At 66.7% G+C, this 288-nt stretch carries 1 protein-coding gene; it reads left to right on the top strand.

The features are described 5' to 3' along the window. Positions 1-60: 60 nt before the first annotated feature. Positions 61-288 (top strand): hypothetical protein (locus R0J92_RS22430; RefSeq protein WP_411053283.1); only part of this gene is annotated, 228 nt, incomplete at its 3' end.

Consider the following 288-nt stretch of genomic DNA (forward strand, 5'->3'; position numbering starts at 1 on the left):
ATATTGCCGGCCGCGTTGGCTGGAATCGGCCCGCCCTGTTTTCTTCTTCGAGGTCAAGCCATGAGCACCCGCATCCGCCTATCCATGACGGCCCTGTTTGTGATCATCCTGCTGTGCGTCTGGCTGTCGGGCTCGCCCGCCTTCGGGCAGGCCACCCCGCCCGGCACCGGCGACCTGCCCGACACCGTGACGTGGCCGGGCGACATCCCGCCCCGCGGCGACACCTACATGATGAGCCTGTTCAGCCACGACATCGTGGCCCACAAGCGGCTGGAGATCGAGGCGATC

It is taken from the genome of Tritonibacter sp. SIMBA_163 (assembly GCF_046535935.1).
GTDB classification, from domain to species: Bacteria; Pseudomonadota; Alphaproteobacteria; order Rhodobacterales; family Rhodobacteraceae; genus Epibacterium; species Epibacterium scottomollicae.